Annotated in this window: 15 protein-coding genes; 7 read left to right on the top strand and 8 right to left on the bottom strand. The window is 64.5% G+C overall.

Annotation, left to right across the window (positions count from 1 at the left end; all coding sequences use genetic code 11):
- Window positions 1-79: 79 nt before the first annotated feature.
- The 4 genes from FRC96_RS11135 to FRC96_RS11120 all read right to left on the bottom strand — a co-directional run bounded on the left by FRC96_RS11135 (window position 80) and on the right by FRC96_RS11120 (window position 3407).
- Window positions 80-1180 (bottom strand): tRNA-queuosine alpha-mannosyltransferase domain-containing protein, encoded by a 1101-nt coding sequence (locus tag FRC96_RS11135; protein WP_146974570.1) that lies wholly within the window; start codon window positions 1178-1180, stop codon window positions 80-82.
- Between the two features lie 6 nt (window positions 1181-1186).
- Entirely contained in the window at window positions 1187-1768 is a 582-nt protein-coding gene (locus FRC96_RS11130) for a hypothetical protein (protein WP_146974569.1), read from the bottom strand.
- A gap of 120 nt (window positions 1769-1888) precedes the next feature.
- Window positions 1889-2500, bottom strand: a complete 612-nt coding sequence (rpsD, locus tag FRC96_RS11125; protein WP_146974568.1) for a 30S ribosomal protein S4 — start codon at window positions 2498-2500, stop codon at window positions 1889-1891.
- 253 nt (window positions 2501-2753) lie between these two features.
- Window positions 2754-3407: a hypothetical protein gene (locus FRC96_RS11120; RefSeq protein WP_146974567.1), complete on the bottom strand. Its 654-nt coding sequence runs from the start codon at window positions 3405-3407 to the stop codon at window positions 2754-2756.
- Window positions 3408-3613: 206 nt separating this feature from the next.
- On the opposite strand from FRC96_RS11120, the gene FRC96_RS11115 reads away from it, so the two are divergent.
- The 4 genes from FRC96_RS11115 (at window position 3614) to FRC96_RS11100 (ending at window position 15319) form a co-directional block, all read left to right on the top strand.
- A complete protein-coding gene (locus FRC96_RS11115) occupies window positions 3614-5014 on the top strand; it encodes an NERD domain-containing protein kinase family protein (RefSeq protein WP_230470152.1) in 1401 nt (466 codons plus the stop codon).
- Window positions 5015-5532: 518 nt separating this feature from the next.
- A complete protein-coding gene (rpoB, locus tag FRC96_RS11110) occupies window positions 5533-9750 on the top strand; it encodes a DNA-directed RNA polymerase subunit beta (protein WP_146974565.1) in 4218 nt (1405 codons plus the stop codon).
- Window positions 9751-9840: 90 nt separating this feature from the next.
- A complete protein-coding gene (rpoC, locus tag FRC96_RS11105; protein ID WP_146974564.1) occupies window positions 9841-14001 on the top strand; it encodes a DNA-directed RNA polymerase subunit beta' in 4161 nt (1386 codons plus the stop codon).
- Window positions 14002-14269: 268 nt separating this feature from the next.
- Window positions 14270-15319 (top strand): hypothetical protein, encoded by a 1050-nt coding sequence (locus FRC96_RS11100; RefSeq protein WP_146974563.1) that lies wholly within the window; start codon window positions 14270-14272, stop codon window positions 15317-15319.
- 74 nt (window positions 15320-15393) lie between these two features.
- On the opposite strand, the gene mtnC is transcribed toward FRC96_RS11100, so the two are convergent.
- Together mtnC and FRC96_RS11090 are read right to left on the bottom strand one after the other, a co-directional pair.
- Window positions 15394-16140 carry an acireductone synthase gene (mtnC, locus tag FRC96_RS11095; protein WP_146974562.1) on the bottom strand — a complete coding sequence of 249 codons (747 nt, stop codon included), beginning with the start codon at window positions 16138-16140 and terminating at the stop codon, window positions 15394-15396.
- A 53-nt stretch (window positions 16141-16193) separates the two neighbouring features.
- Complete coding sequence (locus FRC96_RS11090; RefSeq protein WP_146974561.1) at window positions 16194-16454, bottom strand: hypothetical protein; 261 nt, start codon at window positions 16452-16454, stop codon at window positions 16194-16196.
- Window positions 16455-16617: 163 nt separating this feature from the next.
- On the opposite strand from FRC96_RS11090, the gene FRC96_RS11085 reads away from it, so the two are divergent.
- On the top strand, window positions 16618-17475 hold the full coding sequence (locus FRC96_RS11085) for a class II glutamine amidotransferase (RefSeq protein WP_146974560.1): 858 nt from the start codon (window positions 16618-16620) through the stop codon (window positions 17473-17475).
- A gap of 52 nt (window positions 17476-17527) precedes the next feature.
- Here the strand turns inward: FRC96_RS11085 and FRC96_RS11080 are convergent, their stop codons facing one another.
- Window positions 17528-18670 (bottom strand): PEGA domain-containing protein, encoded by a 1143-nt coding sequence (locus tag FRC96_RS11080; protein ID WP_146974559.1) that lies wholly within the window; start codon window positions 18668-18670, stop codon window positions 17528-17530.
- A 3-nt stretch (window positions 18671-18673) separates the two neighbouring features.
- Window positions 18674-19522, bottom strand: coding sequence for a glutamate racemase (gene murI, locus FRC96_RS11075; RefSeq protein WP_146974558.1), 849 nt, complete (start codon window positions 19520-19522; stop codon window positions 18674-18676).
- Window positions 19523-19811: 289 nt separating this feature from the next.
- Between murI and FRC96_RS11070 the strand changes: the two genes are divergently transcribed.
- Together FRC96_RS11070 and FRC96_RS11065 are read left to right on the top strand one after the other, a co-directional pair.
- Complete coding sequence (locus FRC96_RS11070; RefSeq protein WP_230470151.1) at window positions 19812-22151, top strand: LemA family protein; 2340 nt, start codon at window positions 19812-19814, stop codon at window positions 22149-22151.
- Window positions 22152-22285: 134 nt separating this feature from the next.
- Window positions 22286-23011 (top strand): hypothetical protein, encoded by a 726-nt coding sequence (locus FRC96_RS11065; RefSeq protein WP_146974556.1) that lies wholly within the window; start codon window positions 22286-22288, stop codon window positions 23009-23011.
- Window positions 23012-23022 lie beyond the last annotated feature (11 nt).

Here is a 23022-nt window from a genome sequence, read left to right as displayed (position 1 = left end):
CGCCGCCCTGGCGAGGCCGGCGGCACACCATCCATTTGCGAAGTGGCACAATGATGCGCACCACGAGCTGCAAAAAAAGTCAGTTAAGAGATTTTAACAACTGCGTGTAGTCCCATCTTTTCTGCCCCCAGCGCAAGCTTGAAAGATCGGGTGGCGATGATTTTCGCGCGCCTTCGGGATCGTTGAGGAGAGGTTTGAGCGCCTCAACAAGCGCGTTGCGCTGGGTCTGGTGATCGTCGTGGGAGAGGTAGAGCCAGCGCGCATCGAAAAAGTCCGGGTAGGCCAGCCGATCGGGCAGAAGGGGGCGGCAGCCCAGCGCGACGGCCTCCTGAACGGCCAGCCCCTGAAACTCATGACGAGCGGTGGAGACGACGACGTCGTCGCCTCGGAGCCAGCGCAGGTAGTCGGCGCGATGCTCGGCGTAGCCGAAATGATCGATGCGGTGAGCGAGGCGCTGTCGGGCCTCAGCGAAGATCGGCGGCGCGTTGCGAAAACGCTGGCCGAGCACCACCAGGCGGAAGGCTACGTTTTGCGCGTCGAGCGCAAAGAGGGCCTCAAAGAAGACGCGGGGATCTTTGTCGTGCTCCCAGCGGTGGTTCCACACCAGGCGCAGCGGGCGACGCGGATCGGGTTCGGAGGGCAGCGGCGCGCCAGGGTCGAAGAGCGCGTCGGGGAGCGGTACCGGGAGCACCTGCGCGCGTTCTTTCAAGCTGTCGAGGGCGTCCTCGGGCACGCCGTCGGGCATCTTCTTGAGGAAGGTCTCAGTCCCCTCAAAGAAGGTGCGCAGGTTATAGGGAGAGTTGAAGATCACCCGGTCGGCGGCCATCGCCGTATACAGGTTGGTGATGATGTAGTGGGCGCGATCGCGGCTCTCTTTGAGCGGATAGACGGCCTGGTTTTCGTGAAAATAAACGACCGTGGGCAGCTGGCAGAGCTCGGGGCGCAGGCCACGCAGCGTGGCCAGATCGACCATCGAGGTGACCAGCAACGCCTCGTATTCAGCCGCATCAAAGGAGGGGTCGGCCGCGAAACTCAGCGCGTTGCCGCGCACCCGCCAGGGAAAATGACGCGGTGGAAGCGCGCGGATGTCCACCTCGATGCCCTCAAGGTTCTCCGCCAGCCCGCGCGCCCACTGGGCGTGGCTCTGCGCGTGGTACGCCGATAAGAGCAGGACCTTCACACGCGCTCAGGGGGCGGGGGTGACGTGAACCTCAACGGGCACGGTGACCTCGGCGACCACGCGCCCGATCGCCGCAAAGAGCACGTCGAAGCGCTGCGGCGCCGCGGGCGGCGTGATGAGGATGCGCAGGCGATCGGCGGGCTCCAGGCCAGTGAGGGCCTCGGTGAGCGCGGCGACCAGCGCATCGTGGCTCTCCGTGCGGCGCATCGCCTCGGTGGCGTCCCCGGTGGTTTCGGATGCTTCGGCGTCCTCAGGCGCCTCAAAGCTCAGATCGAGAGGTTGGTCGTCGATCACGAGCCGGCCCTCCTCATCAAAGCGCAGTCGGAGCTCGGAGGTGGAGGTCAAAACAGCCTCTTCGCCTTGTTGCGCCTGAACATCCTCGGCCTGGGACTCGGCAGGAGCATCGCTCGACGCATAGATCAGGCCCTCCTGACCTTCGCGGGTGCGCTCGCCGGCGGCACGCGCGGTGGCCTCCGCGCTGAGCTGTTCCTTCTGGTCGACCGGGCGCGGGGCAGGGCCCGTGCCGCAGGCCACCGGGGCGAAGACGAGCAGGGCGGCCAGAAGGCCACCCAGAGGCATCAGACGCATAGCAGCTCCTCCAAAACGCCAGAACGCGAGGCGTCCCCGAGAGAAGGGGTCGCGCTCGCGCCTGATCGTACGTCCAAAAACAAACGCCCCGCCAGATGGCGGGGCGCGATGCTGCGAGAATCAGAGGCGCGGCGAGTAGTACTCGACGACCAGGTTCTCCTGGACCTGCACCGGGATGTCTTCGCGGCTGGGCAGCGCCTGCATCCGACCGGTGAGGGTCTTGGCGTCAAAGCTCAGGTAGCCGGGCATGCGCAGGGTGGGCTGGGCCACCGATTCCTGAACGATGTTGAGGTCGCGGCTCTTGGCGCGGACCGAGATCTCGCGGCCGGGCTCGACGCGGTAGCTGGGGCGGTCGACTTTCTTGCCGTCGACGACCACGTGACCGTGCACGACCAGCTGGCGAGCCGCCGGGATGGTCGGGGCCAGACCCAGGCGGAAGACCACGTTGTCGAGGCGCTGCTCGAGAAGACGCAGCAGCACAAGGCCGGCCGGGTCTTTGGAGCGCTGCGCTTCCACAAAGAGGTTACGAAGCTGGCCTTCGCTCAGGCCGTAGTTGTAGCGCAGCTTCTGCTTCTCATAGAGCTGCTTCTTGAACTCGCTGAAGCGCTGGCGGCCCTGGCCGTGTTGTCCCGGCGGGTAAGGGCGGCGGTCAGCAAGCTTACGGGTCAGGCCCGGCAGGTCAGTGCCGAGGCGACGGGCGATACGAAGGCGCGGTCCAGTATAACGAGCCATAGTCGATTCTATCCACGGGTGCGTTGTCGTTTCTGGGTCGGCGTCGGAGTGACGTCAGGCGACCCATCCAAAAGGGTGTAGTGCTATAGGTGCGTCGAGCCAGCCAGCACGCTGCTCGAATCGGCAGCAAAGGGCGCATACCATAGGGACGGCGCCGCTCGAATGCAAGACCAGAGCGTGAGAGGGGCCTTGCGGTTGGGGCTTTTTGCATAAAGCGGCCCCGGGCGCAAGTCAAAGCGTGGCCTCTGCGTGATCAACGGGCCTGGGCGTAGAGTGCGTCTCCCAGGGTGGCGACCTCGGTGGCGTGGAGCACGCCCCGGTGCTCGGGCTCCAGAGCCGCGCGCAATAAGGCGATGGCGGCCGTCTCCACCCGCATCGGGGGCGCAAAACGCGTGGGGTGCAGGCTGGCGAAGAGCCCCACGATCGCCGCGCCGAGCACGCTGTCCAGGCGATCGCTTCCGTAAAGAAGGGGCAGGCGCAGGCTGACATGATCGGGGTGGCGATCTTTGAGCAGCGCCTCGGCGCGGCGCGTGCTCTCGAGATAGGCCGAGGGCACCACAGGCGTGGGCGCCGCGGAGCGGTAAACCACGCGGCTTGCGGCCAACCCCGGCGCTTCGATAAGCCCCCGCAACAGCGCAACGTTCTGGCGCTCCAGTCGACCTTCGGCGTCATCGAAGTAGGTCGTGGCGCAGTAGATCAGCGCATGCGGCGCGTGCGTGATCTCACGGGCTGGTCCTAACCCCGCGGCGTCTTCCCACTGCACGCCGGCCACCCAGGGCGCATCCACCGGGGGGGCTCCCCCCTCGCGTACCGCGATGATCCGATGGCCGATCGCCCGTCCCAGCCGGGCGACCTCCATGCCCGCGTAGGTCTGGGCGCCAATAATCAGCAGTGTCAGGGGTTGCATCGGGCTCCTGAGAGGTGGTTTCGGTGCTTTTTTGTTACAATTCGATCAAAAAGGGCTTTTGACTTCTCCCCGCGACGGGGCAAACTCTACGGCCCCTGAGCGAGAACGCGTCTTCGCTCCGTCGGGACCTTCTTTTGCGACGTATGCGACGAGCCGCCCGACCCGCGTGTCGGGCTACGAGATACCCCCCAGACGACCACTTACGTATGGCAACTTATATCCCGATTGGCGCTCCGGCCAACGATGCCGAGACCGAGGGGATGCGGCTTCTGCGTGATCTGCTCCCGGAGCATTACGTGGTGATTGGCAACTTCGATCTTCGCCTCAAGGGGCGCCGCAACTCCCTGGAGTTCGATGCGGTGGTCATTGGTGAGCACGGCATCTACGCGGTGGAGATCAAAGGCTGGAGCGGTCCGATTGAGGGGGCTGCGGGCCGCTGGAAGACGCCCTGGGCCACGCTGGATAACCCGCTGACGCATCTGGAGCGCAAGACCAAAGCGCTGCGCCAGTTCATCTCCGAGGGCGTCGGGGGGCTGGACGCCTCGATCTTCTGCTCGCCAGTGGTGCTCTTTCCTCGCCCGGTGGAGGATCTGACGCTGCCCGAAGCCCAGCGCCGCCATGTGGTGCAGCCCGACGAGATCTACGGTTACTTTGTCGATCTGGATCTTTTGCGCGAGCAGGGCCCCGGCCCCTTGCACGACGAGCGGCTGCGAAAGGCGGTGGTCGATGTGATTGTGCCCCGTGCCAATGCCCTCAAACATCGGGTGACGATCGACGCCTACGAGATTGAGAAAGAGCTCCAGGTCGGCCACCGTCACTGGCGCGAATACCTGGGGCAACATCGCTACGTGAAGAGCCGCGGCAAGGTGCGCATCAAAGCCTACACCATGGATCTGCTCGGTGAGGCCGAGCGTCAGCAGGCCGAGCTGGCGCGAGCGGTGCGCGACACCGAGGCGCTCTCGGTGCTCGATGATAACCCGTACGTGGCGAGCTCCTACGACATGGTGCGGGACCAGGATGATGAGCTGATCTTCTACATGATCAGCGAGTACGTGGGCTCCCGAACCCTGGGCACCTATCTGGAGCGCGCCCGCGAGCACGGCTGGAAGCTCGACCGCCGCCTCGCTCTGGCCTCGGCGCTGGTCGAGGCGATCACAAGCATTCATCAGGCCGGCATCATCCACCGCAACCTGCACCCCGGGGTGATCTACATGACCCGGTCCAGCGCGCGGGTACCCTTTAAGATCGCCGACTTCGACTTTGCCCGCATCCAGCAGCTGGAGTCGATCTCCGACGAGCTCAACAGCATCGGCACCGAGGGTTACCGCGCTCCGGAGCTGTGGATGGGCGAGCCTTATGATCATCGCGTGGACATCTTCTCGCTGGGCGCGATCCTCTACGAGCTGCTCACCCTGGAGCGCCTCTTTGAGGGGATGGGCGATCTCTTGCAGATCGATGAGATCTGGGCAAAGCGGCGCGAGGCGATCGCCTGGCCGCAGCTGTCCGAGGCGATCGGCCAGATGATCAGAGCCAGCGCCGAGGAGCGCGTCGACAGCCTCGACGCGGTCGCCAGCGCCCTCGGCGCGATCGCCGCGGCTGAGGGGTAAGTCCCCGGGGAAATTTCCCTTGACAGATTCCTTCATTTGTTCTTGACACCCTCAAGGCGCGCTCATACTCTACGGCGCCTTACCCGCCCTGCGTCCGCGCGAGGTCCGTGCGGCAGGGGTCGCCTCATCACAAGGTGCCCCGGGGTTTGAAGGGTTGGACATCGTTAAATGCGCAGACCGCTCGGCCTCCAACACGCCGGCGGCAGCACACATGATAAGAAGGTTCCGCATCGAGAGCTCCCAGCGTACACCCGGCACCCACAGAGAGCTGGATCTCGAAGAAGGCGGAGCCTTTTTTGTACGTCAAAGAACAGGTTGGATGAGGTAGGGCGCGGTGAACCGCGACCCGCTCGTGGCGAGTTAACTCGCCGGGCGGGATTTGGACATTTCAGGCAGGCAATTGATGTCACCGTCCTGCGGAACTCAAAGGGCAACCCGAGCGCGTCAAGCGCAGCTCGGGGCCGATGAGGTCTGCGAGGCGGTGGATCGCTATTCTGGCAGCACTCCAAGGAGAGACGATGGGTCTAACGATCAAGTCGAACTTCCGGGTCCGCAAAGACTACGGTTCGATTAAGAAGATTGTCGACATTCCGAATTTGATCGCAGTGCAGCGGCGCTCCTATGACGATTTCCTTCAGACCGACGTGCCTCACGAAGAGCGCACCGACACCGGTCTGCAGGGCGTCTTCAAAAGCGTCTTCCCGATCAAAGACTTCAACGAGACCTCGACTCTGGAGTTTATCAGCTACAACCTCGAGAAGCCCAAGTACGACATCGACGAGTGCATCGCGCGCGGCATGACCTATGCGGCGCCGGTCAAGGTGGTGATCCGCCTGGTCGTCTGGGATGTGGATGAAGACACCGAGACGCGCAGCATCCGCGACGTCAAAGAGAAAGAGGTCTTCTTCGGCGACATCCCGTTGATGACCGAGAAGGGCACCTTCATCATCAACGGCACCGAGCGGGTTATCGTCAGCCAGCTGCACCGCTCGCCGGGCTCCTTCTTCGATCACGATAAGGGCAAGAGCCACTCCTCGGGTAAGTTCCTCTACTCGGCGCGCGTGATCCCCTACCGCGGCTCCTGGCTCGACTTTGAGTTCGACGCCAAGGACATCGTGCACGTGCGCATCGACCGCAAGCGCAAGATGCCGGCCACCGTGCTCTTGCGCGCGCTGGGCTACTCCACCGAAGAGCTGCTCAACTATTACTACGACACCGAGCAGATCTTTTTGGAGGGGACGAACTTCTTCAAGACCGTCAACCTCGACCTGCTTCCGGGTCAGGTCGCCTCGCGTGAGGTGGTCGATGAGGAGGGCAACGTCCTCGTCAAGAAGGGCAAGAAGTTCACGCGTGGCTCCACGCGCCGCATCTCCAAGGCCGGCCTGACGCGCATCCCGATCGCGCTCGAAGAGGTGCTCGGTAAGGTCGCCGCCGAAGATATCTTCGATATGGAGACCGGCGAGATCCTGGTGGAGTGCAACGAAGAGCTCACCGAGGCCAAGCTTGAAGAGCTTTTGACGCGCGGCATTGAGTCGATCAACGTGCTCTTCATCGACAACGTCAACGTCGGCCCCTACCTGCGCAACACGCTGCTGGTGGACAAGATCACCAACGCCGAAGACGCGATCCTCGAGATCTACCAGCGTCTTCGCCCCGGCGATCCCCCCACCCAGGAGCAGGCGCAGAACCTCTTTGATAACCTCTTCTTCAACCCGGAGCGCTACGATCTCTCGGACGTGGGTCGTCTGAAGCTCAACTACAAGTTCCACCGCGAGATCGTGGTGCCGCTTGAGGAGCGCGAGAAAGCGCTGCTGGAGAAGATCGAGTCGGCGTCGAGCAAGAAGGCCCGCGAAGAGGCCGAAGCCGAGCTGGCCGAGGTCACCGAGGAGCTGGATCGCTGGCGCATTCAGACGCTTCGTGAAGAGGACATCCTCGAGACGATGCGCTACCTCATTGAGCTGCGTAACGGCCGCGGGACCGTCGATGACATCGACCACCTGGGTAACCGTCGCGTGCGTACGGTCGGCGAGCTGCTGGAGAACCAGTACCGCATCGGCCTTGTGCGCATGGAGCGTGGCATCAAAGAGCGCATGAGCATCTCGCAGGACATCGAGACGCTGATGCCCGACGACCTGATCAACGCCAAGCCGGTGAGCGCGGTGATCAAGGAGTACTTCGGCTCCAGCCAGCTCTCGCAGTTCATGGACCAGAACAACCCCCTCTCGGAGGTCACGCACAAGCGTCGCCTCTCGGCTCTGGGACCGGGTGGTCTGACCCGCGACCGCGCCGGCTTCGAGGTGCGTGACGTTCACGTCACCCACTACGGCCGTATCTGCCCGATTGAGACCCCCGAAGGTCCGAACATTGGACTTATCGCGTCGCTCTCGACCTACGCGCGCATCAACAAGTACGGCTTTGTGGAGACGCCCTACCGCAAGGTGGTCGACGGCAAAGCCACGACGGATGTGCGGTATTACTCGGCGCTCGAAGAAGAGAATAACGTCATCGCCCAGGCCAACGCCGAGCTCAATGAAGACGGCAGCTTCGTCAACGAGCAGGTCGCCGCGCGTGATGCCGGTGAGCCGACCTTCGTTCTCCCGGAGCAGGTCACGCTGATGGACGTCTCGCCCAACCAGCTTGTGAGCGTGGGTGCCGGCCTGATTCCTTTCCTGGAAAACGATGACGCCAACCGCGCGCTGATGGGCTCGAACATGCAGCGTCAGGCGGTGCCGCTGATGCGCTCGCGCTCCCCGCTGGTCGGAACCGGCATTGAGGGGACGGTCGCGCGCGACTCCGGCATCACCATCGTGGCGAAGCACGCCGGTGTGGTGGAGAGCTGCGGCGCCGATCGTATCGTGGTGCGCCCCGATGACACCGGTGACCAGCTCTTTGTGAAGCCGGACATCTACAACCTGCTCAAGTTCACCCGCTCCAACCAGGGCACCTGCTTTAACCAGCGTCCGCTGGTCGACGTGGGTGACCGCGTTGAGGCTGGCGAGATCCTGGCCGACGGCCCCTCCACCGAGCGTGGGGAGCTGGCGCTGGGTCAGAACTGCGTGGTCGCCTTCATGCCCTGGAACGGGTTCAACTTCGAGGACTCCATCCTTCTGAGTGAGCGACTGGTCAAAGAAGACTGGTTCACCTCGCTGCACATCGAGGAGTACGAGGCCACGGCCCGCGACACCAAGCTGGGGCCCGAAGAGATCACCCGCGATATCCCCAACGTGGGCGAAGAGGCGCTGGCCGACCTCGATGAGGCCGGGATTGTGCGCATCGGCGCGGAAGTGACCTCCGACGACATCCTCGTCGGTAAGATCACGCCCAAGGGTGAGTCGCAGCTCTCGCCGGAAGAGAAGCTGCTTCGCGCGATCTTCGGTGAGAAGGCCGGCGATGTGCGTGACACCTCGCTGCGCATGCCCCCGGGCACCTCGGGCACCGTCATTGGTGCGCAGGTCTTCTACCGCGAAGGTGCTGAGAAAGATGAGCGCACCATCGCGATTGAAGACGCCGAAGAGGCGAAGCTGCTCAAGGATCAGAACGACGAGATCCGCATCCTTCGCGACGCGGCGTATCGCAAGATGCGCGACATCCTCGGCGGCAAGAAGACCCGCAGCGACCTGGTCGACGAGTCGCGCCAGGTGCTCGTTCAGGGTGGCACCAAGCTCACCGAGAAGGTGCTCAACGAGGTGCCGCGCCGCTACTGGGCGGACTTCGACATCGATGAGGACACCTCCTCGAAGCTCATGCAGATCCTGGGCGACGTCGAAGACCAGATCCTCGTCATCCGCACCAACTACGGCGACAAGATCGCCAAGGCGCGTAAGGGCGACGACCTGCCTCCGGGCGTCATCAAGATGGTCAAGGTGTACGTGGCTGTGAAGCGCAAGCTTCAGGTCGGCGATAAGATGGCCGGTCGCCACGGTAACAAGGGTGTTATCAGCCGCATCCTCCCCGAAGAGGACCTCCCCTTCCTGGAAGACGGCACGCCGGTCGACGTGGTGCTCAACCCGCTGGGTGTTCCCAGCCGTATGAACATCGGTCAGATCCTTGAGACGCACCTGGGCTGGGCCGCTCGCGGATTGGGCGTGCGCATCACCGAGATGCTCGAGGAGATGCAGAAGCCGGAAAACCTTCGCGAGTACCTGCTGAGCGCGTTCAAAGACGAGGAGACTCGCCAGATCATCAACGATGTGGATGACGAGAACCTCCTGGAGTTCGCCCGCTCGATGAAGGGCGGCGTGCACATGGCGACGCCCGTCTTCGACGGGGCGCCGGAGAGCGAGATCCGCGAGATGCTGGAGCTGGCCGACCTCGATATCAGCGGTCAGTCCATCCTTTACGACGGTCGCACCGGCGAGGCCTTTGATAGCCCGGTGACCGTGGGTGTGATGTACGTGCTCAAGCTGCACCACCTTGTTGATGATAAGATTCACGCTCGCTCGATCGGGCCCTACAGCCTTGTGACCCAGCAGCCGCTCGGTGGTAAGGCGCAGTTCGGCGGTCAGCGTCTGGGTGAGATGGAGGTCTGGGCCATTGAGGCTTACGGCGCCGCCTACACCCTGCAGGAATTCCTGACGGTGAAGAGCGATGATGTGCAGGGTCGTACGCGCATCTACGAGTCGATCGTCAAGGGTGACTTCTCGCTGGATCCGGGTCTGCCGGAGAGCTTCAACGTGTTGATCAAAGAACTCCACTCGCTCTGCCTCAACGTCGAGCTTCTCGAAGACGTGGCGTAAGTGCCGAGCGCAGGAACGCCGGGAGCCTGAGCTCCCGGCGCTCAACGACGATGATCGTATGTACCTCTTGAGTCCCTGAAGGAGGGTACCTTGAAAGATATCTTCAGCTTCTTCGAAAAGCCCAAAGACCCGTTAAGCTTCAGCGCGATCCGGGTTGGAATCGCCAGCCCGGAGAAGATCCGCGAGTGGAGTCACGGCGAAGTTAAAAAGCCCGAGACGATCAACTACCGCACCTTTAAGCCGGAGCGCGACGGCCTCTTCTGCGCCAAGATTTTCGGTCCGGTCAAAGACTACGAGTGCATCTGCGGCAAGTATAAGCGCATGAAGCACCGCGGTGTGGTCTGCGAGAAGTGTGGTGTGGAGGTGATCCAGTCCAAGGTGCGTCGTGAGCGCCTGGGGCACATCAACCTGGCCACGCCGACGGCGCACATCTGGTTCTTGAAGAGCCTGCCCTCGCGTATCGGTAACCTGCTCGACATCACGCTCAAGGATCTGGAGAAGGTCCTTTACTGCGTGGCGTACATCGTCACCGACCCCGGCTTTACGCCGCTGACCAAGGGTGAGGTGCTCTCCGAGCAGAAGTACATGCAGTACCTCGAAGAGTACGGCGATGTGTTTGAGGCGCGCATGGGCGCCGACGCCATCAAGGATCTTCTGGCCGAGCTCGACATCCTGCGCATCGCCGAAGAGCTGCGCGCGGAGATGAAAGAGGCGACCAGCCAGGCCAAGCGCAAGCGGATCGCCAAGCGCCTCAAGATCGTCGAGGCGGTGCGCGACTCGCAGAACCTTGCCGAGTGGCTGATCCTGGATGTTATCCCGGTGCTTCCGCCCGATCTTCGCCCGCTGGTGCCGCTGGACGGGGGCCGCTTTGCGACCTCCGATCTCAACGACCTGTACCGCCGGGTGATCAACCGCAACAACCGTCTCAAGCGCCTGCTCGACCTGCACGCCCCGGAGATCATCATCCGCAACGAGAAGCGGATGCTCCAGGAAGCGGTCGACGCGCTCTTTGATAACGGTCGCCGCGGCAAGACGATCACCGGTCCGAACAAGCGTCCGCTCAAGTCGCTCTCGGACATGATCAAGGGCAAGCAGGGTCGCTTCCGCCAGAACCTTCTGGGTAAGCGAGTCGATTATTCGGGTCGTTCGGTCATCGTGGCCGGTCCGACCCTGAAGCTGCACCAGTGCGGTCTTCCCAAGAAGATGGCGCTCGAGCTCTTCAAGCCCTTTATCTACAACCGTCTCGAAGAGAAGGGTTACGTTACCACGATCAAGAGCGCCAAGAAGATGGTCGAGCAGGAGCGCTCGGAGGTCTGGGACGTGCTCGATGAGGTGATCAAGGAGCACCCGGTGCTGCTCAACCGCGCGCCGACCTTGCACCGTCTGGGTATCCAGGCGTTTGAGCCGGTGCTCATTGAAGGTAAGGCCATTCAGATTCACCCGCTGGTCTGCGTTGCGTACAACGCCGACTTCGACGGTGACCAGATGGCCGTGCACGTGCCGCTCTCGCTCGAAGCGCAGATGGAAGCGCGTGTGCTCCTTTTGAGCACCAACAACATCCTCTCGCCGGCCAACGGCGGGCCGATCATCGTGCCGACGCAGGATATCGTCCTGGGTTGCTACTACATGACCAGCGAGCGCCCCTTCGCGCGCGGTTGCTACCGCGAAGATGAGAAGGGCCGAGCGATCGCCGGTCTGTATGCGAACTTCGAAGAAGTGCGCATGGCCCATGACTCCGGTCAGCTCGACCTGCTCGCGAAGATCCGCGTGCGTCATGAGGGCGAGATCGTGGAGACGACCTGTGGTCGCGTGCTCTTCTACGAGATCATCCCGAAGGAGCTTCCCTTCGCGCTGGTGAACCGCTCGCTGACCAAGAAGGCTTTGGCCAACGTGGTGGACACCTGCTACCGCCTGGCCGGCAACAAGATGACGGTTCTGGTGGCCGATGCGATCCGTACCATCGGGTACACCTATGCGACGATCGCGGGCATCTCCGTCTCGATCGGCGATATGGAGATCCCGGGCAACAAGTGGACGGTCGTCGACGCGGCGCGCGAAGAGGTCAACGAGATCCAGGCGCAGTACACCGAGGGTCTGATCACCGACGGTGAGCGCTACAACAAGGTCGTCGATATCTGGGCCAACGCCACCGAAGAGGTCGCCAGCCAGATGTCGCAGGAGATCTCGACGCAGAAGTTCGTCGACAAGCTCACCGGGGCCGAAGAGGTCAGCAAGTCCTTTAACCCGGTCTTCATTATGGCGGACAGCGGGGCGCGTGGTTCGGCCCAGCAGATGCGTCAGCTCTCCGGGATGCGTGGTCTTATGGCCAAGCCCTCCGGTGCGATTATTGAGACGCCGATTACGGCGAACTTCCGTGAAGGTCTTACCGTCCTCGAGTACTTCATCTCGACGCACGGTGCCCGTAAGGGTCTGGCCGATACGGCGCTGAAGACGGCAAACTCCGGTTACCTGACCCGTCGTCTGGTCGACGTGGCCAACGACTGCGTGGTCATCGAGTTTGACTGCGGCACGCTCGACGGCATCGACCTGACCGCGCTCTATGAGGGCGGCGAGGTGATCGAGTCGCTGAAGGATCGCCTGCTGGGTCGTGTGGCGCTGGAGCCGGTCTGGGATCATAACGACGACATCCTGGTCGACGCCAACGAGACGATCGAAGAGGACGTGGCCGAGGCCATTGAGGACGCCGGCATCGAGAAGGTGCGCGTGCGCTCCACGCTGACCTGCCAGTCTGAGAATGGCGTGTGTGTGCGCTGCTACGGCCGCGATCTGGCGCGTGGTCGCCTGGTCAACGTCGGTGAGGCGGTGGGCACGATCGCCGCGCAGTCGATTGGTGAGCCGGGTACCCAGCTGACGATGCGTACCTTCCACATCGGTGGTATTAGCTCGCTTCGCGTTGAGCAGTCCGCCCACGAGGTTCGCTTCAGCGGTAAGGTCAAGCTGGTCAACGTGCGTCTGGTCGAGCGCGATGAGAACGGCACCAAGGTCAACATCGTGATGACCCGTAACGGGGAGGTCTCGATTGTGGACGGTGAGGGCCGTGAGCGTGAGCGTTACCCGCTGGTCTACGGTGCGCGTCTCTACTTCAGCGACGGCGAAGCGATTGAGCAGGGCGCGACGCTGGCGGAGTGGGAGCCCTTTGCGACGCCGGTGATCACCGACGTGGCCGGTCTGGTGCGCTACGAAGACATCATCGAAGGCGTCTCCATGGAGGAGCGCGTCGATGCGGACACCGGTCTCTCGCGTAAGGTCATCATTGAGAGCCGCGACTCCAGCGTGCGCCCGAAGATCGTCGTTCGCGAAGATAAGAAGGGCGGCAAGGTCCTCTCGACGCAGTTTTTGACCGCCGGCGCGGCGCTCTTCGTCAACGAAGGGCAGCCTGTGGAGCCGGGTCAGATTCTGGCGAAGGTCCCGCGCGAGACCACCAAGAACAAGGATATTACCGGTGGTCTGCCCCGTGTTGCCGAGCTCTTTGAGGCCCGTAAGCCCAAAGAGCAGGCGATCATCAGCGAGATTGACGGCATCGTCTCCTTCGGTCGCGAGACCAAGGGCAAGCGCACCGTCATCGTCACCCCGGACGTGGGTGAGGAGAAGGCGTACAAGATTCCCAAGAACAAGCACATCACCGTGCTTGAAGGGGACCGCGTGCGTGCCGGTGAGGCGCTGATGGAGGGCTCGGAGAACCCCCACGACATCCTCAAGGTCAAGGGCCGCAAGGATCTGGCGAAGTACATCGTCGACGAGATCCAGGAGGTCTACCGACTGCAGGGCGTCGGCATCAACGACAAGCACATCGAAGTGATCGTGCGTCAGATGCTGCGTAAGGTGCGCATTGTGGAAGTTGGCGACAGCGACTTCCTGACCGATGAGCAGGTGGAGCGCTCGGAGTTTGAAGCGGTCAACCGTAAGCTCGTCGAGAAGGGCGGTCGCCCGGCGGTCGGTCAGGATCTTCTGCTGGGGATCACCAAGGCCTCGCTCTCGACCGAGAGCTTCATCTCGGCCTCGAGTTTCCAGGAGACCACCAAGGTGCTCACCGAGGCTTCGCTGGCGAGCAAGGTCGACTACCTGCGCGGTCTTAAAGAGAACGTCATCATGGGTCGCCTGGTTCCGGCCGGTACCGGTGCCACCCAGTACCAGAAGCTGCGCCATAAGGTGGATTCGCCGGAGGAGCTTCCGGAAGATATCCGCCGTCGCTTCGGGACGCTTGATGAAGAGATGGCCGCCGGGGAGTGATCGCTCCCTGAGCTGCAACGCCCGGCTGTGAGCCGGGTGGTATGAGCCTGACGCGCCGGCGGCGGACCTTGAGAGTGAGGGCCGCCGCCGGCGTTTTTTGTTCAGGGCGGGGGCTGCTGGAAGGAAGGGGTGACCCGCCGGCTTTGTTGATGTGTTTGAGGGAGCGGGGTGTTGGACAGGTGTGGCCGGTTGATGCTGGCGAGAAGATCCGTAGTTTTGAAGGGGGCTGTGCCTTGTGGCGAGGGCCAAATGACGCTGAGGAGCAACGATGAGCGATAAAGATCAAGAGTTGAACGACGATGAGTACGCGGCGTTGCTGCGCGACCTGGAGGGGCGCGCGTCTTCGGGATCTTCGGGAGGCGACAAGGGCGCAAAAGCTCCGGCGGCGGATGCCGGGGAGGGGGGCGATGAGGATCTGGAGGCCTTCTTAGCGTCGCTGGAAGAAGATGCGGAGTCGCGCGCCACGGCGAAAGTGAAGACGGCGACGGCCGAGCGTGCCGAAGATCCCTTTGCGGCGGAGTTTGAGAAGCTGGCCAAAGAGAGCGATCTGGTGCTGGCCGATGAGCCCGAGAAGGGGGGCGCGGACGCTTCGAATGCGAAGGAGGAAAAGCTCAGCTGGAAGGAGCGTCGCGAGCAGAAGCGCCAGCAAAAAGAGGCCGAGCGCGCCGAGGCTGCGGCGGCGAAAGAGGCCGAGCGTCAGGCCGCGCAGGACGCAAAAGCCGCCGAGAAGCAGGCCAAAGCCGAAGCGAAGATGAAGGCCGAGGGCGAGCGTGGGTTCGGGCAGCGGGCCGCCCGGGCGATGGGGCGTGTGGCGTTGTGGTACGGGCCGGCGATGATCTTCTGGTGGGTGCTCGGGGCCTTTTTAGCGCCTCTTATTTCTGCCGGATGGTTGATCGCGGCGGTGGTCACGATGTTTGTGTTCGGGATCCCCGCGATTGTGAAAAACAAAGTTCAGCGCGGGGCCTACCGCCACTGGGTGCTGGGGATCTCGTTGCTGGGCGTGGTGGGGCTTGTGGCGCCGATGCCGAACCTGGCCGGGGAGACGCTCTCGCATTACGGCTATTGGCCCTCGGCGGCGGTGGCCGAGGTCAGCGGTCAGCCGGTGGATAGCGGGCTTGTGCGGGCGCACGCCGGCGTCTCGGAGTTTGTGGGCGGCCTTTTGACCTCGGGAGAGGTCGAGTGGCAGGCCCGTCGCCTGGGCACCGATCTTCCGCTGGGCACCTCGGCCCCGGCGACGCAGGTGCCGGCGGGTGAGACGCCTGCCGGTGATGTTCCGGCGGGTGATGCTCCGGCCAGTGAGGCTCCTGTGAGCGAGTGAGCGACGATGTTGCCTGAATGAAAAAAGCGCCGGGAGAGCTCCCGGCGCTTTTTTGTGCGTGATGGTGCGGCGTTTCAGGCTTCGAAGAGGGCGTCGAAGCTGGTGAGGGTGGGGTGGTCGTGTTCGGGCAAGGGGGCGTTGCCCGGGCGCAGAGCGATGCGCGTCTGCATGCCGGCGTCAGCCGCGGCGTTGGCCTCATCGAGGTTGTCGGTGACAAAGACCACGTCTTCGGGGGCCTGGTGAATCAGGTGGGCGATGTCCAGGTAGCTCTGCGCGTTCTTTTTGGGGCCGGTGGTCGTGTCGAAGTATCCGGCGAGCTGGGGGCGCAGGTCGCCTTTTTCGGTGTGACCGAAGAGGAGCTTCTGGGCGGCGATGCTGCCGGAGGAGTAGATGTAGGCGGGGAGCTCAAGGGATTGCCAGTGCTCAAGCGCGTCGAAGACATCCGGGTAGACCGAGGCGACGAGGGTTCCGGCGGCGTAGCCGTCTTTCCAGATCTTGCCCTGGAGGGATTTGAGGGCGGTGGTCTTGCGGTCGGCGTCCATCTGCCAGTGGATGTTGGTGACGGCGGCTTCGACCAGTGCGTTTCCGGCAGCGTCGGCCGGGACTTGCGGGGCGTTGGGGAAGTCGCCTGCGGCGTCTTCCTGAGCCTGCTCGCGCAAGAGTTCGAGGTCACGCTGGACCTCGGGGTTGTCGAGGTTGTTGCTCAAGAATTCGGCGACGCGCTCGCGGGCGTAGGGGAAGAGGACGTCGTACACAAAGGTGATCGGCGTGGTGGTGCCTTCGATGTCGAGGACGACGGCGCGGTAGGGGAGCTGAGTCATGGGGAGGTTCCGAAGTTGTGGAGGTCAGAATGCGAGAGGGTGTGGCGAGCCGATCAGGGCGATGAGCTTTCGTCGGGCTCGGCTTCGGCGTGGGAGGTCTCGGGGCATTGCAACGCGGGATCGTCACTGCGCGCGGCCATCGTCTCGAAGGTCGCAAGATCGCCGCGGGCGCAGGCCTCGCGGGCGATCTCGGCGGGAGGGCGCGCCTGATCGGAGGTGGTGTAGGGCTGTCCGCCGTTGACGAAGCAGCCGGTGAGCAGCGCGGCGGTCAGCGCGATGAGCCTGGCGAGACGTCGTGGATGCGCGGGGTGCATAGGGGGTTCCCGTCAAAAAGTTAAGCGCGCGCTCAGGGGCGCGGCGAGGGGAGGATTCCACAGGGCGCGGGCTTTGTCATCAGCTTCGGGCTGGGCAGCGCGGCTGTGATGCGCATCTTTAGAAGAGTGGCGAGTTGGCGGGGACGTGGCCCGGGAGTGAGCGATGGGACAACTTTTTGCGTACGTGTGCAGCGACGACAGCCTCAGCGGGGAGCTGATGGCCGGGTGTGAGGAGGTGCTCGGGCAGGTGGCGCCCAACGAGCGCGCAGGGCTGGGGCTGGCCTGGGCGCAGGGGGGGCGCACCCTGGTGCGCAAGCAACCCGGCAAGCGTGCTGCGGGCGTCGCTCTGGGGGCGCTGCTCGCCGATGTGCCGAGTCGGGCGGTGGTGGCGCACGTGCGGGCGCAGCAGGAGGGGCGGCTTGCGGCCAGCGCCTTGCAGCCCTTTCGGGCCGGGGCGTGGGTGTGGGCCCAGGAGGGGTTTGGCCCGGATGATGAGGGGGCGTACGCGGCGCTGCGTGAACAGGTGCCCGAGCATCTTCGCCAGCGGCTGGGAGGTCGGGCGCTGGCCGAGGTGATGTTTTTTTCGGCGTATGCGTCGATGGAGCGGGTGTGGAAGCGGGCCACCGAGCGGGAGCGCTGGCGGGAGGCGGCCGGGGCGATGGCCGATGCGTTGGTGCGCGCGCGAGGTCTGTTGGAAGGGGCGCTGGCGCCGGGCGCGGAGAAGGGGGGCGCGGCGGTGGCCGCGCGCGACCGGGGGTTGATCGCGCTGGCGGTGGACCAACCCCTCTATGTGCGGGTGGTCCGGGGGTTGGATGTCAACGACGAGCGCCGCAGCCAGGAGCGGGTCGAGCGCGTGGCACGGGAGAGGTTTCGGGCGGTTCTGGTGAGCAGCGCGCCGACCCCCGGGGTGGGGCCGGGCTGGGAGCCCCTGGCCCGGGGGCAGGCGTTGTGGGTGGATGAGAGCTGGGAGGTGTTTCGCACCTCGTTGAAAGCGTTGCTCCCCGGTGGGACGCGCGGCTGAGAAGGGAGGTTTGTGAGATGTTTCTGGCGAAACGTTAAGTGAAATCAGGGGTTTAGAATCGACCGCCCAGGCGCAGTCCGGCAAAGCCCCGGCCCAGGGCCGGGCCCACATTGAGGCTAACCGGGTCGGCTTCTTCGGCCTCACCAGCGAGCAGCGGCCAGGTCAGCAGCACGGCACCGGCGGCCATGGCGGTGGTGCCCAGGACGGTGAAGGTCACGCCCATCGGCGCGGTGTTGTAGAGGGTGGGGCAGCGCGAATAGGCGGTGCCCTCCTCGCAGGTCGGATCGCCGTCCTGGGAGATGAGCAGGATGCCGGCCACGGTGAAGAGGGCGCCGGCGCCCACGCCCGCCCAGCCGTAGGCCAGGCGTTTGTCTTCGATATGGTCGACGAAGCCGTCGCCGCGGGTGACCACCATGCGCTGCGGGGCGGGGGCGCCGCTTAAGTGCACGCGCAGCATGATGAGCTCGGGGGAGGACTCGCTGACGATGATCGTCTCGCGCAGGTCGCGGTGAGTCTCGGAGGCAAAGCGCAGCTCCTGCTGGCCGGGCTCCACCTCCAGGGTAACCTCGCCCTGGCCGACCTCCTCGTCGTTGAGGAGGATGCGGGTGTCGGCGGGCACCACGCTGATGCGCAGGCGTTTCTGGCCGGGGGTGGCGGCCCGGGTGGTGCCGGTGTCCAGGGCCTCGGCGCGGGGCGGGGCGCCGCGATCGCTCAGGTCGAGTGTGGCCAGGTTGGCGATGATCGCTGTGCGCACCTGGTTGACGACCTCGGCGCGGCCGCAGAGCTCGCAGACGCCGCGATCTTCGACGAGGGCTGTGCCCTCCTGAAGCTCAAAGATCTCGAGCGACCAGTCGTAGATCTGGCCTTCTTCGCGCACGATCAGGCGCAGGCCGGCCTGGGCGCCGGTGGCCTCTCCGGCGCGGATGAGGCAGTCGGCGGTGAAGCAGTCGCGCACCACCGGGTTGAGCTGGGAGCGCACGCGGTCGGCGGGGATGTAGCTGTAGAGCGAGTTCTGGTCGAAGGCGTCGAGGATGCCCTCATTGAGGGCCTCGCGCAGGGGGGCGTCGACGGTGGGGCCGTAGTCGGTTTTGAGCCCGGCGACGACCTGGGCGTGGGCGGTGGAGCCCGCGCCGAAGGTCAGCGCGGCGGCGAAGATGGCGACGATGGCCGGCAACAAAAAACGAGGGTGTGCCATAGCTTACCCGTGGGGTGTGGCGAAGGAGTCGATGATGTCGACGTGTTCGCAGCGCTCGGCGACGGACTGGCCGAAGAAGCGCGAGGCGGTCTCGACAAAACCTTCGGGCAGATCGGTGAGCAGGAAGCGGTGGGAGCCGGGGTCGGTCGAAGGGGTGTGCAGGGAGAGGGCTGCCAGGGTCTCTCGGAGCGCGGTGGCGGTGGCCGAGGCGCTGTCGAGAAGTTCAAGCGGGCGGCGCATCACCTCGGTGGCGACCGAGGCGATGGCGGCGTGCAAGAGGGGGTAGTGGGTGCAGCCCAGGATCATGGTGTCGACCGGGGTGGAGGCCAGCGGTTCGAGGTAGTGGCGAAGCACCTGCTCGACGACCGGACCCTCGGTCCAGCCCTCCTCGGCCAGGGGCACGAGCAGCGGGCAGGCAATGGGGTGGACGTGGGCGTCGGGCCGAAGATTCATCAGGGCGCGGGTGTAGCTGTTGCTGCGCACCGTGGCGCGGGTGCCGATCATGGCGATGTGGCCGCCGGCGGAGCGGCGCGCGGCCAGGGTGGCGACCGGGTCGACGACACCGAAGACGGGGATCTCCAGGGCATCCTGGAGGGCCGGCAGGGCGTAGGCGGTGGCGGTGTTGCAGGCCACGACCAGGGCCTTGATGTTGTGGCCGACGAGCTGGCGCGCGGCGTTGAGCGCGTAGCGGCGGATGGTCTCGGCGCCGCGGTTTCCGTAGGGAACGCGGGCGGTGTCTCCCAGGTAGAGAAGATCTTCGTGGGGGAGCGCCTCGACCAGCGCGCGCATCACGGTGAGACCGCCGACGCCGCTGTCGAAGACGCCGATGGGGCGTTGGGCCTGTGGGTTCATGGGGGGATTCCGGTCGTGAGTGGTCGGTAAAAGGCGACACGTCTCCGCGCGCACGATAAGCGGGCAAAGGGCAGCTGACCAGCTTTTTTGGGAGGGCGCTCTCAAGGTGGCGAGGCGTTGCGGGTTGAACCCGGGGCGAAGGTCGGGCGTAGAGCGCGTGGGGGTTGATGGAGGCGGTGGGGCGGGCTAGGTTCATGCCCCTGCCGACGTGATGATGCACTTTAGGGCCGCGGGGGGTGGATGCGTGCCAGCCTCCGTGCCCCGCGATGAACGAAATCCAGGAGTACCTGTGAGCGATGACGCGACGACCCGTAGCGAGCCCGGTGGTTTGAAGACGAAGTTGGTGATGCTGGTGCTGGGCCCGGTCTTGATCGGGCTGTCCGTGCTGGTGGCGCTCTCGAGCTTTTCGCAGCTGGAGACGGCCCGGGCCATCGATCGGATGGTGGAGCAGCGCCTGGGCGGCGCGCTGGAAGGGCCGGCCCGGCTGACCGGTGAGGTGGTGGCCGCCGGCGATGTCTTCGCGGCGACCGGTTATGAGGGGCGGTGCGTGGTGCATCGCACCGACACCTTTGAGCGGCGACGTCGTGGTGACTCCAAAGAGTGGCGCCGCACCGGCTCGGAGCTGCAGAAGGCCAACTTCTCGCTGCGCGATGCGACCGGGGAGTTGAAGGTCGTGGCCAGTGATGCGCCGCAGTACGTCTTGCCCAAGGTCTATGAGGAGCAGCGGGGCGCGAAGCGCGTTGAGGAGTTCTGCCTGGAGGTGGGGACGGCGGCGTTGGTGGAGGGAGTGGTCAAACGCTCGGGGAGCTCGCTGCAGGTGGTCTTTGAGGCTGGCGAGGAGCTGCCGATGCGGGTGGTGGCCGGCGGGGCCGAGGCGGCGCGCGAGCTGGCCACGGGGGGAAGTTTTGCGCTTCTGGTTTTGAGTCTTTTGCTCCTTGTGTTGGGGCTGTGGAGCCTCTTCAACGGCATCGGGCTGGTCTCGGTGGGCGGGTTTATGGTGGTGCTCACGATCGGTGTGATGTTCTCATTGATGGGGTTCGGGGCGCGCCTGACGGTGGGTGAGCTGGAGGCCAACGCCGCGCAGGTCGCGCGGGCGAAGGCCTCGGCGGAGACCTCGATCCGCCAGATGATGGGGAGCTCGGCCCGGGGCTGGGAGGCCAACTGGGAGGAGCCCTGGAATCTGAGCGCGGGGCCTTTTGAGGGGCTTAACCGCGAAGAGCGCGCCCGGGTGGAGCTGATGCGCGTCAATGTGAGCTCGGCGGTCGATGAGGCGCGACGTTATCAGCGCCGTCCGCCGGAGGTCTTTTTCTCGATGGCGCTGGGCTACCCCTGGTTTGAGGAGGTCGCGCTGAGCGAGGCCGAAGAAGCGCTCAAGCCCGAGGTGGAGCGGGGCTGGCGCCGCGGGCTTGGGCTGATGGCGGGGCTTGGCGGCGGGGCGTTTGGCGCGCTCTTTATGCTGGTCTTCAGCTTTGCCGGGCTGCGCGAGCTCAAGAGGTTGCGGGTCTCGCGCAACCTGCCCACGCCACCGGTTGCCGGGGTTAGTTATGGCCCCACCGAGGTCAAGGGGCGTGTGAAACTGCACCCGGACTACGCTCCCATTGAGTCGCCGGTGGAGAAGCGACCCTGTGTGGCCTGGGCCGAGGGCGGGCTGACCTACGACAGCTCCATCGACCATAAGGGCAAGATCAAGAAGGGCTTTGAGAAAAAGACCTACGAGGCGGTGCCTTTCTATTGCGTTGATGAGAGCGGGCAGGTGCTCGTGAAGGTGCACGGCGCCGAGATCCTCTCGGATCATGTGGAGACGCAAAAGCGCGACAAAGACGAGACGCATTTTCACCGCATTGATGAGGGCGACACGATCTATGTGCTGGGGACGGCGACGATCGATCCCGAGACGCATAGCTCGCTGCAGGTGACGCGTGGCGAGAAGGATGTGCCCTACATCATCAGCACCTGGAGTGAGCGTCGGGTGCAGCGCTCGAAGTTCCGCCGGGCGACGGCTTTTGTGGCCGTGGGGCTGGTGGCGCTGATGGGGATGGCGCTCAGCGCGCTGGGGCTGATCACGATCTTCTCACCGCTGATGCTGGTGGGGGTGGCCACCGCGGTGTTTGCCTGGGCGCTGATCATGCCGGTGATTTTCTTGTACAACGATCTGGTGTTTATGCGCCTGCGCGTCGACCGGGCCTGGGCCAACATTGAGGTGGCACTCAAGAAGCGTTTTGACCTGATCTCGAAGCTCGAAGAGGTGGTGCGCGGGCATATGGAGCATGAGCGCGGGTTGCTCGAAGCGGTGAGCTCAGCGCGCGCTCGGCGCGAGAAGCTGGGGCAGAGTCGCGAGGGGCTGGAGGCGGTGGCCGAAGAGGAGGAGGTGCTCTCGCAGCGGGTGATGGGCCTTGTGGAAGCCTACCCCGAGCTTAAGAGCCAGGAGCTCGTCGAGCAGCTCAGCCAGAGCCTTAAAGACACCGAGAATGAGCTCGTCCTGATGCGCCAGGGCTACAATGACGCGGTGACCTTCTACAACACGCGCCGGGAGACCTTCCCGCAGAAGGTGGTGGCCGGGCCCCTGGGCTTTGCGCCTCGCCTGCTCTGGGAGGGGCGCGAGGGTGAGGCGGCGGGCCAGGAGGTGTGAGCCCGAGGCGTGTGGCCCCGGGGGAGGCCGGGGCGCGGTGGTGGTTTTCAGCGCCCGGGGCCTGTGTTAATTTTTCCGGGTCAACCCTTGCCGCGCCCGCTGTGGCGGAGCCCTTATTGAGGTCGGAGTCCTGCATGCTGATTGGTTATAACAACGACGTGGAGCACCGCGGGAAGACGTTCCACATTCAGACCGAAGATCGCGGGGCGAGCACCGATACGATTGAGACGCAGCTCTTTCACGGCGGGGCGATCCTCGATACGCGCATCACCACGTACACCGAGCTGGTGGAGGGATTGAGCGGGAAGACGCGCGACAAGAAGATCAAGAGCGCGATGCAGGCCAGCCACCGCACCCTCTACAAGAAGCTGCTCTCTGGCGAGTACGACCATATGGTGGGGTTGGAGCCGCTCGACGATGCCGGTGAGGAGGATGTGGAGGCCAAGACTGAGGTCTTTAACCCCTCTCAGGAGCGGGTGCCTGCCGCGGCGCTGGCCGTGGAAGAAGGCGAGCTGGAGTCGCTGGAGGAGCTCGGCGGGGAGAGTCATGTGGGGCTCTCGCAGCTCAAAGACAAGCTGGCCAACCTCAAAGAGGCCAGCACAGCGGTGGCCGATGAGGGTGAGGTCTCGGAGATCCTGGAGCAGGCCGAGGTGGTCAGCGCTGCGGCCGCGGAGAAGCCCCAGGCGAAGCGAGGTCGCGAGCTCTCGGGGCGCTTTAACGTCAGCGAGCTCAAAGCGGGGCTTGCGCGGGCGCGCGGTGGCGAGATTCCGTCGACGGGGATCAAGGCCTATGACGGGCTGGATCCGATCGATGAAGATCTCTCTCTGACCGAGCTTGTGGAGGCGTTCATCGGGGGATGAGCGCGAGCTGA

The organism is Lujinxingia vulgaris (genome assembly GCF_007997005.1).
Classification (GTDB): domain Bacteria; phylum Myxococcota_A; class Bradymonadia; order Bradymonadales; family Bradymonadaceae; genus Lujinxingia.
Note: the sequence above shows the minus strand (reverse complement) of the source record. Positions and strands in the feature narration are given on the sequence as shown.

Coding starts and splice junctions, on each gene's coding strand:
- FRC96_RS11130 (WP_146974569.1), bottom strand. CDS start 1,768: ATGCGTCTGATGCCTCTGGGTGGCCTTCTGGCCGCCCTGCTCGTCTTC.
- rpsD (WP_146974568.1), bottom strand. CDS start 2,500: ATGGCTCGTTATACTGGACCGCGCCTTCGTATCGCCCGTCGCCTCGGC.
- FRC96_RS11120 (WP_146974567.1), bottom strand. CDS start 3,407: ATGCAACCCCTGACACTGCTGATTATTGGCGCCCAGACCTACGCGGGC.
- FRC96_RS11115 (WP_230470152.1), top strand. CDS start 3,614: ATGGCAACTTATATCCCGATTGGCGCTCCGGCCAACGATGCCGAGACC.
- rpoB (WP_146974565.1), top strand. CDS start 5,533: ATGGGTCTAACGATCAAGTCGAACTTCCGGGTCCGCAAAGACTACGGT.
- FRC96_RS11100 (WP_146974563.1), top strand. CDS start 14,270: ATGAGCGATAAAGATCAAGAGTTGAACGACGATGAGTACGCGGCGTTG.
- mtnC (WP_146974562.1), bottom strand. CDS start 16,140: ATGACTCAGCTCCCCTACCGCGCCGTCGTCCTCGACATCGAAGGCACC.
- FRC96_RS11090 (WP_146974561.1), bottom strand. CDS start 16,454: ATGCACCCCGCGCATCCACGACGTCTCGCCAGGCTCATCGCGCTGACC.
- FRC96_RS11085 (WP_146974560.1), top strand. CDS start 16,618: ATGGGACAACTTTTTGCGTACGTGTGCAGCGACGACAGCCTCAGCGGG.
- FRC96_RS11080 (WP_146974559.1), bottom strand. CDS start 18,670: ATGGCACACCCTCGTTTTTTGTTGCCGGCCATCGTCGCCATCTTCGCC.
- murI (WP_146974558.1), bottom strand. CDS start 19,522: ATGAACCCACAGGCCCAACGCCCCATCGGCGTCTTCGACAGCGGCGTC.
- FRC96_RS11065 (WP_146974556.1), top strand. CDS start 22,286: ATGCTGATTGGTTATAACAACGACGTGGAGCACCGCGGGAAGACGTTC.